Annotated in this window: 9 protein-coding genes; 8 read left to right on the top strand and 1 reads right to left on the bottom strand. The window is 65.4% G+C overall.

Features of this window, described 5'->3' with window-relative positions; genetic code table 11:
* A partial coding sequence (locus EOA28_RS14250; RefSeq protein ID WP_128314978.1) for an AAA family ATPase occupies positions 1–1,132 on the bottom strand: 1,132 nt, incomplete at its 3' end.
* 331 nt (positions 1,133–1,463) lie between these two features.
* On the opposite strand from EOA28_RS14250, the gene tssA reads away from it, so the two are divergent.
* The 8 genes from tssA to EOA28_RS14210 form a co-directional block, all read left to right on the top strand.
* Complete coding sequence (gene tssA, locus EOA28_RS14245) at positions 1,464–2,639, top strand: type VI secretion system protein TssA (protein ID WP_127250915.1); 1,176 nt, start codon at positions 1,464–1,466, stop codon at positions 2,637–2,639.
* Between the two features lie 5 nt (positions 2,640–2,644).
* Positions 2,645–3,181 (top strand): type VI secretion system contractile sheath small subunit, encoded by a 537-nt coding sequence (gene tssB / locus EOA28_RS14240; RefSeq protein ID WP_040985731.1) that lies wholly within the window; start codon positions 2,645–2,647, stop codon positions 3,179–3,181.
* 3 nt (positions 3,182–3,184) lie between these two features.
* A complete protein-coding gene (gene tssC / locus EOA28_RS14235) occupies positions 3,185–4,687 on the top strand; it encodes a type VI secretion system contractile sheath large subunit (RefSeq protein WP_127250914.1) in 1,503 nt (500 codons plus the stop codon).
* A gap of 46 nt (positions 4,688–4,733) precedes the next feature.
* A complete protein-coding gene (locus EOA28_RS14230) occupies positions 4,734–5,210 on the top strand; it encodes an Hcp family type VI secretion system effector (protein ID WP_126062707.1) in 477 nt (158 codons plus the stop codon).
* A complete protein-coding gene (tssE, locus tag EOA28_RS14225) occupies positions 5,197–5,949 on the top strand; it encodes a type VI secretion system baseplate subunit TssE (protein WP_042638539.1) in 753 nt (250 codons plus the stop codon). The genes EOA28_RS14230 and tssE overlap by 14 nt, the downstream gene beginning before the upstream one ends.
* Position 5,950: 1 nt before the next feature.
* Entirely contained in the window at positions 5,951–7,825 is a 1,875-nt protein-coding gene (gene tssF / locus EOA28_RS14220; protein WP_128314977.1) for a type VI secretion system baseplate subunit TssF, read from the top strand.
* Positions 7,789–8,856: a type VI secretion system baseplate subunit TssG gene (tssG, locus tag EOA28_RS14215; RefSeq protein WP_127250912.1), complete on the top strand. Its 1,068-nt coding sequence runs from the start codon at positions 7,789–7,791 to the stop codon at positions 8,854–8,856. Before tssF ends, tssG begins: the two co-directional genes overlap by 37 nt.
* The coding region (locus tag EOA28_RS14210) for an FHA domain-containing protein (protein WP_128314976.1) at positions 8,853–9,339 on the top strand (487 nt) is incomplete at its 3' end. The genes tssG and EOA28_RS14210, both read left to right, overlap by 4 nt.

Genomic DNA, 9,339 nt, shown 5'->3' with positions numbered 1-9,339 from the left:
GCATCAGCACGGCCACGGCTTCCGACGGCTCGTCGATCTTGACCACCTGGAAGCGGCGGGTGGGCGCCGGGTCCTTCTCGATGTGCTGCTTGTACTCGGCCCAGGTCGTGGCCGCGATGGTGCGCAATTCGCCGCGCGCCAGCGCCGGCTTCAACAGATTGGCTGCATCGCCGGTTCCCGCCGCTCCGCCAGCGCCGATCAGCGTATGCGCCTCGTCGATGAACAGGATGATCGGCACTTCGGAGGCCTGGACCTCGTCGATGACGGCCTTCAGCCGCTTTTCGAACTCGCCCTTGACGCTGGCGCCGGCTTGCATTAGCCCGACATCGAGCATGCGTACGGAGACATTCTGAAGCGTCGGCGGCACGTCGCCCTGGGCGATGCGCAGCGCAAATCCCTCGACCACCGCCGTCTTGCCGACGCCGGCCTCGCCGGTCAGGATCGGGTTGTTTTGCCGGCGTCGCATCAGGATATCGACGATCTGCCTGATTTCCGGATCGCGGCCGACGACCGGATCGATCTTGCCGTCACGGGCGCGCTGGGTGAGGTCGGTGGCGTATTTGGCCAGGGCGGAATCCCCGCCCGGGCCGCGCTTGACCGGTGTCTCCGCGGCGGCCGCGGCGCGAGGTGAGCCGGCTTCGAGCGAGCCTTCCGTGACATCGGCGAAGCGGGAAATGACGCCATCCGCATCGATCTTGTCGAATTCGGCGCTGATCTTCGACACCAAGCCTTCCAGCGCCGGCGTCTTCAGGCAGGCGAGCAGGATATGGGCGCTGCGCACCTCCTCCACCCCGAATTCGAGCGTCGCCAGGTTCCAGCCTTCCTGGATGGCGTGGAAGATGTGGTCTGAGAATTCCTCCACCGAAGTGGCGCCATAGGGCAGCTTGTCGATGGCGCGGGTCATGTCGGCCGTCAGCCGGCTGACATCCAGTCCGGCGTCGGCGATGATCATCTGCACATCCGAGCGCTCCGACAGCACCAGCTGCTGGATGAAATGGGCGAGCTCGACATAGGGATTGCCGCGCAGCTTGGCCGTGTCCGCCGCAGCCTTGAAGGCGCGCACCCCCGTGGCGTTGAGCTTGGCGACCAGTTCCTTACGCTTGAAGCTCTGCGATGACCGGCGCTGTTCCATCGAACCTGCTCCCGCAACCTGCCGACCCATACCCTGCCATATAAGCGGCTGCTTGACAAAGCCGTGCGGCGGATAGGGTCCTTGAATCTATCCGGGCGGCACCGCCCGGTTACACAAGCCTTGCAAACTCGTGGCAACAAACATGGATTGCCGTCCAGACTATGCGAGCCATTTCACATACCGGGTCCGACAATCGCGCAATGGGTTTCGCCGAGAAAGCGGCTGCGTTTAGCTTCCGTTAGTTTTTGCGCAGGTGCTCAATTGTCGTCGCGTGAGGCCGGTGATAACGTTACGTCACATAGGGTCTCAGGGCCGCTGGCTGGGGGTTGGTGTGATTGATCTCGCACTCTGGCTGAATCCTCTGAACGGTGCGAAACCGTCGGGAGAGGACTTGCGCAACGACCCGGCTTTTCATGAGCTGGAGCGCCTGACCGAGCCTCAGGTCAAAGTCGTTCACGACGGCAACAGCAAGCCCACCTCGCAATCCAGTCCGGTGGACTGGACGGCCGTGCTGGAAAAAGCCGAGGAATTGCGTCCGCGCGGCCGGGATCTGCGGCTGCTGGTCATCGTTGCGCGGGCCTTGGCCAACGAGGAAGGGCTGGCCGGCCTCGCCCAGGGCCTGACGCTCATCGCCAAGACCCTCGAACAGTACTGGGACACGATGCACCCTGCGCTGCGGACGGGCGCGCCGCGCGAGGCCGCCTTGCGCCGCATAAATGCGCTGCTCGATCTGCAAAACGGCCAGGAAGGCCTGCTGGCGAACCTCAGGCAGGCGGTATTCTTCTCGCCGCGCGCGATCGGGCCGATCAGTGGCCGGGACCTGGAACAGGCAGCGCTCGACGAACGCGTCATGCTCCAGGAGGCTGCCTCCGGCCTCGGGACCGCCGAAAAGGCGGCGCTGACGAGCGCTCACAACCAGCTGTTGAATCGTGTGCGGACCGGATGCGCGGCGCAGATCGATCAAGCGGCGGACGCGATGACGTCGCTGCTGGCCGACGCGCGTGCCGCGATCGCCGCTCTCGACGCGGTGGATGTCGCGCTCAATGCCCGCATCGAAGGCAGTGGCGCCACCGTCCCGGAATTGAAGAAGTTCCTGCAGCGTTTGCTGACGACGCTGGAGCGGAATTCCAGCGCGGGCGCCCAAGTGGCGAATGGTGCCACGAAAGCCTCCCCACAGCCGGCGCAGCCGGCATCGACGCCCGCCCGAAACGGTCATGGAGCCGAGCCGATGGCAAGTGTGGCAAGCCCAGTCGAAGCGAGCGCCGGCCTGCCGGACCGGATCAACTCGCGCGACGAAGTCGTCAAATGCCTGGACCTCGTCGTCGCCTTCTACGACCGCACCGAGCCGTCCAGCCCCATCCCGCATCTCGCCCGGCGGGTGCGCCGGATGGTGCACATGGATTTCGTGGAACTGATGGAAGATCTCGCCCCGTCGGGGCTGAAGGAATTCCGGCTGCTTGCCGGTGTCCCGGATCCCAAGAAGCCGGCCCAGAAGGATGAAAGGTAACAAGCATGCCAGCAGAGAGCAAAGCGAAGGTCATCGAAAGAAACCGCGCGCCGCGCGTGCAGATCGCCTATGACGTCGAAACCTACGGCAGCCCGACGACGATCGAACTGCCGTTCGTCATGGCCGTGATGGCCGATCTTGCCGGCGCTTCACAGACCAAGGAAGCGTCGAAATCGGTCCTCGACCGCAACTTCGTCGAAACCGACGCCAACCGCTTCCCGAAATTCATGGAAGCGATGGGGCCGCGCGTGAAGGCGCGGGTGAAGAACACGCTCCCGCAGGCCGAGGGCCAGGAGCGGGACGAAGAGCTCGCCATCGACCTCACCTTCTCCAAGATGGGCGACTTCGCGCCGGACAAGATCGCCGAGCAGGTCCCGCAGCTGGCCGAGATCCTGAAGATGCGCCGCCAGCTCGAGGAGCTGCTGGGCTTCATGGACGGCCGCGTCGACGCCGAAAAGCGCATCGCGCAGCTTCTGAACAACGAGCCGCTGCTGAGCAAGATCGCCAGCCAGGCGATGGATGACGGCAAGGGCGAGGAGTAAGTCATGGCCGAACAGCAAAAAACCGCAGCCACCGCCGAGGCGGAAGCCATCGATCTCGGCGAATTCAGCGGGCTCCTTGAAAAGGATTTCAAGGTCAAGAAGGACGACAGCGAGAAGCTGCAGCAGCTGGTGCGCAACCTGGCACTGGCGGCGCAATCGCGCTCCGAGACGACGACCATCTCTTCCAACGCGATCAAGTCGATCAAGTCGCTGATCGCCGGCATCGACAAGATGCTGACGACGCAGGTCAACGAGATCCTGCATGCGCCGGAAGTGCGCGAGATGGAAGGCACGTGGCGCGGCCTCTGGTACCTGATCAACAACACCGAGACCGATACCAAGCTGAAGATCCGGGTGATGAACATCTCCAAGGAGCAGCTGGCCGACACGCTGGAAGACTATGAAGGCCAGATGTGGGACCAGAGCCCGATCTTCAAGAAGGTCTACACGGACGAGTATTCGATGCTGGGCGGCGAGCCTATCGGCTGCATCATCGGCGCCTACGAGTTCTCCAACCACCCGCGCGACGTCGGCCTGCTGCGCAACATCTCGGGCGTCTGCGCCTCGGCGCACACGCCGTTCATCGCTGCCGCCTCGCCGCGGCTGTTCCGCATGGACAGCTGGCAGGAACTGCCGAACCCGCAGGACCTGCAGATGATCGTCAACAACCCGGCCTATGCCTCCTGGCAGTCGCTGCGCGAAAGCGAGGACGCCCGCTATATCGGGCTCACCATGCCGCGCGTGCTGGCGCGCCTGCCCTACGGCTCGGAGACCGTTCCGGTGAAGGGCTTCACCTTCGAGGAAGAGGTGGGCGGCGACCACAACAAATATGTCTGGATGAATGCCGCCTTCCCGATGGGCGTCAACATCAACCGCAGCCACAAGCTCTATGGCTGGGGCACGCAGATCCGCGGCGTCGAGAATGGCGGCACGGTGCTCAACCTGCCGGTGCACGCCTTCCCAACCGACGACGGCTCGATCGCGATGAAATGTCCGACCGAGGTCGCCATCGACGACCGGCGCGAAGCGGAATTGGCCAAACTCGGCCTGATGCCGATCCTGCACCGCAAGAACACCGACCTTGCGGCCTTCATCGGCGCGCATTCGCTGCAGGACGACGAGACGCGCGCCGGACGTCTGGTCGATCCTGACGCGCAGTCGAACGAGCGGCTTTCCGCCAACTTGCCTTACCTGTTCCCGGTCTCGCGCTTCGCGCACTACCTCAAGGCAATCGCGCGCGACAAGATCGGCTCGTTCAAGGAACGCACCGATATGGAGATCTGGTTGACCGAATGGATCAACCGGTACGTGCTGGCCAACCCTGCCTTCGCCGACGACAAGGCGCGCGCCAAGCGCCCGCTTGCCGCGGCCGAGGTGCAGGTCGACAGCGTGGAAGGCCGGCCCGGTTACTACAATGCCCGTTTCTATCTGCGTCCGCACTATCAGTTGGAAGGCATCAACGCCTCGCTCCGGCTGGTGTCGGAACTGCCGTCGGTGAAGGGCTGAACTCGTTAAGCAAAGTCATCTTGTTTCGTAGCGGTGGAGAAAGACAATGCCAGACAGAACCGATGCGCCCTCGACGAAAATCGACGGCTTCCTGAAAGTGCCGGACATCAAGGGCCCGAGCAAACGTGACGGCCATGAAGACGAGATCGAGATCCACGGCGTCGACTACAAGATGATCGCGCCCTACGACCCGAACTCGCTGTCGCGGCGCGGCCGCGTGTCGATGGGAATGATCAAATTCTTCAAGCACTACGACAAGTCGTCGCCCTACCTGAAGAAGGCGCTGTTCGAGAACAAGGCGCTAGACGAGGTGGTGTTCTCGGCACGCCGCACCATCGACGGCGAGACGAGCGACTATCTGGTGGTGACTCTCACCGACGCCTCGATCATGGAATACGATATGCGGCAGGCGCAGGACGAGCCAGACCTGATCGAGGAAGAGGTCAGCTTCGCCTACAAGAAGATCAAGTTCGTCTACGACAAGGACGATGAGATCGAAATGGACGTCTATGTCGGCAAGTGAGGCCAAGCGGCCCGGCGCAAAGGCGCAGCTCGCCGGCAGCTCGCGGGCAAAGCGCGAGGCGGTTCAGCCCTCCCTCTGGGACCGCCTCGTCAACGATTTGCCCGGGCTGACGTCGGAGATCGACGGGCTGCGTCGCCTGCTGGATGAAGAACTCGGCGCCGAGCGCGTCGAGGCTCTTCTTGCCGGCAGCGCGCGGGCCATCGATGCCGATGCCGAGCTTACGGCCGAGCAGAAACGGCGACTGCATAGGCTGATCTTCCAGACCGAGCATCGCGCCGAAATCGAAAGCCGCGGCGTGGTGGTATCGGCGCGCGTGCTGCGCGAAGCCGTCCGGCGCGACATAGAGGCGCTGTTCAACACCGAGCGTTTCGAATCCGTGCCGATGCTGTCCGACGCCGAGCACGAACAGCCCTTGGACGAGTTGCCGTCGCTGGCCGATTTTCCGGAAGTGCGCCGCAGCGTCGTCAATTACGGCGTGCCGTCCTTCTCCGGCCGCTCCTCGCGGGATTTCGACCGCGACACGCTGGCGCGCGAGATCCGCGCGGTGCTCGCCACCTTCGAGCCGCGTCTCAAGGAAAGCGCGACGACCGTCAATGTCACGCTCGGCGACAAAAGCGTCGGCCTCAAGATCGAGATCGACGCCGTGCTGATCATGACGCCGACGCCGGAACGCATGCGGCTGCGCACCACGATCAATCTCGACAACGGCCTGGCGCGAACCGAATTCCGGGAGACCTGAGATGGATCGGGTCTTCGTAGAGTATTACGAAGAGGAACTAACCCATATCCGGGCGCTGGCCGCGGAATTCGCCGACATGCATCCGGCGGTCGCGCGCAACCTTTCCCTCGATACCGTCCCCTGCCCCGACCCCTATGTCGAAAGGCTGCTCGACGGCGTTGCCTTCCTTGCGGCGCGCACGCGGCTCAAGGTCGACGCGGAGCGCTCGCGCTTCTCGCGAGCCGTGCTCGACGTGCTTTACCCGGACCTGGTGACGCCGGCGCCTGCGACGGCGATGGCCGTGCTGAAACCTGGACAGCAAGTGCAGTCGATGATCGCCGGCCATGCCGTCGCGCGCGGCACGCGGCTGGTCTCTGGCCTGCATCCGGGGCTCTCGACGCGCTCGACCTTCACCACCGCGCAGGAGGTCACGCTGTGGCCGGTCGCGATCAATTCGGTGGGCTATTTCCAGGACCGCAGCGCGCTTGCCGCCGCAGGTATCACGCCGGTCGGCGGCGTGCGCGGCGAGGCGGCGTTCCGCATCACGCTGGCGCGGACCGGAAAGGGCAAGCTCAGCGAGTTGTCGCTCGACCGCCTCGACCTCTATTTCGCCGGGCGCGCCAAGGCGCCGCTCATCTTCGACGCGATCTTCGGCGCCTGCTCGGCCGTCGGCGCGCGGGCGGAAGGCAAGACCAATCCGCTCACCGCCCTGCCCGAGCCCGAGATGATCGGCATCCACGACGACGAAGCGCTGATGCCGCGCACCCGCCCGACTTTCGAGGGGTACCGGCTGCTGCGCGAATATTTCATGATCCCGGAGCGCTTCCACTATGTGCGGGTCGCCGGCCTGCAGCCGGTGATCCGCAAGTGCGACGGGGGAATGGAGATCATCTTCCTGTTCCGGCGTCCGGTGCCGGAGCTCGCCGATGTGACGGCGGCCGATTTCGAGCTGTTCGCGACGCCGATCATCAATCTCTTCGAACGCGAATGCAACGTCATCGAGATCGATCCGCGCCGGACGCGCCAGGTGCTGCATGCCGACCGCACCCGGGCGCGCGACTTCGAGATCTTCCGCGTCACCCGGGTTGAGGACGCCGACGCCGAAGGTAGCGAAGCGGTCATTCCAGAACTGTTCAGCCTTGGGCAGAACCGCGGCAGCGGCTGGGTCTATTCCACCGAGCGCCGCCCGCGCCGGGCGACCGAGGACGAGCGGCGCGGAGGCCTGACCCGTACCTCCTATACCGGCGACGATGTCTTCATCGCGGTCTCGCGCCCGGCGGGAAGCCCGGCGAACCGGCCGCTCAAGCGGCTCGACGTGATGGCGCTCTGCACCAATCGCGACCTGCCGATCCTGGACGACACGCCGACGCTGACGCTGGAGACCGCCGATCCGGTGGAAGCGGTGCGGCTGCTCGGCGCGCTGCGGCCGCCGCAGCCGGCGATCCCGGCAGCGTTGCCGGCCGGCGCCGAAGGCGAATCCCGCGCTGACAATCTCGCCTGGCGGCTGGTGGCGCAGCTCTCGCTCAATTTCCTCAGCCTCGCCAAGGAGGGCCGCGGCGTCGACCCGTTGCACGCGCTGCTCGACCTCTACGCCGATCGCGGCGATCCGAGCCTTGCCCGCAACGTGCATTCGATCACCCGCATCGACTCGCGCCCGGTGATCGAGCGGCTGCAGATCGACGGGCCGATGTGTTTCGGCCGCGGCACCGAGGTGACGCTGCATGTCGACCAGTCGGTGCTGGCGGGTCAGAGCACATTGCTGCTTTCGGCCCTGCTGGCGCGGCTGTTCGCCCGCCATGCGGGGATAAATGGTTTCGTGCGGACCCGCACGCGGTTGCTGCAGAAGCAGGAGGATGTGCCATGGCCGATGACGCCCGGCAATCGCTACCTGATCTAGCGCGACCGGCCCCGACCGAAGCGGAGCCGCTGTCGGAGGGATACGACTTCTTCGAGCTGCTGCGCCGGCTGGAGCAGCGGCGCGGCCTATTCGGCCATTCCGGAACCGCGGAGCGCGAGCCGGCAAGGCTCGGCCAGCATGTGCGCCTGAGCTTCTCGGCCAGGGACGTGGTCAAATTCCAGGATGCGGGCGAAAAGGCTACGGCGCGGGTGACCCTCGCCAATCTCGGCCTGCTCGGGCCGGAAGGGCCGATGCCGCTGCATCTGACCCGCTGGGTGCTCGACCGGCTGTCGCAGCGCTGGTTCACCGGAGCCGACGCCGAGCAGACCAGCGACACGACCTTCGTCGACTTCGTCAACATCCTGCAGCACCGCATGATCGCGCTCTACTATCGCGCCTGGGCGGACGCGCATCCGGCGGTGCAGATCGAACGTTCGGTCGGCGGTCGTGTCCGCGCCATGCTGGAAGCCATGGCCGGCATCGGCCTTCCCGGCACGCAGGACCCCGAGCTCGACACGGTTCGGCTGCGCCAGGCCGGATCGCTGGCGAACCAGGTCGACGGCGCGGAGCGGCTGACGCTGTTCCTCGCCACCGCCTTCAAGGTGCCGGTTGAGATCAAGGAATTCGTCGCCGCCTGGATCGCCATTCCGAAGGCGCTGCAGAGCCAAGTCGGCAAGGCCTATGCGGCGCTGGGGCGCGGGGCCACGATCGGCCCGCGCGTCTTCAGCCGGCAGAGCCGCATCGAATTGCGCGTCGGCCCGCTCAGTCTCGACGATTTCAAGTCGTTCCTGCCTGGAGAACGGAGGCTTGTCCTGTTCAAGAAGGCGGTGCGCGACATGATCGGCGAAGCCCTTGATGTCGACCTCAGGATCGTGCTCGCGCGCGACGCCGTGCCGGCGCCGAAGATGGGAACCATTCAGCTCGGTCGAACCTCCTGGCTCTCACGTCCAGCCGAAAAGGGCGACGCCGACGATCTCAGGCTGCGCACCATTGTCGGCTGGCGGCCGGACATGGCGGAGGCAGCCGCATGAGCCTGCTTCTGACCCTGGAACAAGGTCCGCGCTCGCAGCTCGTCAGGCAGAGCCGGCTGGACGAGGGCGAGTTGGTGATCGGCCGCAGCGCCGATGCCGGCTGGCAGATCGACGACCCGGACATGTTCGTCTCACGCGCCCATTGCAAGATAAGCGGCGGCCGCGACGGCTATTTTGTCACCGACACGTCGAGCAGTGGATTGTTCATCGACGACTCCGACAGCCCGCTCGGAACCGGCAGGTCGACCCGCCTGCAAAGCGGCATGCGGCTGCGCATGGGCGACTATGTGCTCCATGTCGAGATCCAGCCGGGCGCCGGCCACACCTCGATCGGCCAGGCGCCGATCGCCAACGCCGCGCCGGCGTGGCCGTCGCCACAGGCGCGGACGCCTGCCAGCATCGGCGGCGACGATTTCTTCTCGGCCAAGGCCGAGGAGGAGCCGCAGCGGCCGCGCCCGGCCGGGCTGCCCGATCCGTTCGAGC

The sequence above is a fragment of the Mesorhizobium sp. M2A.F.Ca.ET.067.02.1.1 genome (genome assembly GCF_004023285.1).
Taxonomy (GTDB): Bacteria; Pseudomonadota; Alphaproteobacteria; order Rhizobiales; family Rhizobiaceae; genus Mesorhizobium.
Note: the sequence above shows the minus strand (reverse complement) of the source record. Positions and strands in the feature narration are given on the sequence as shown.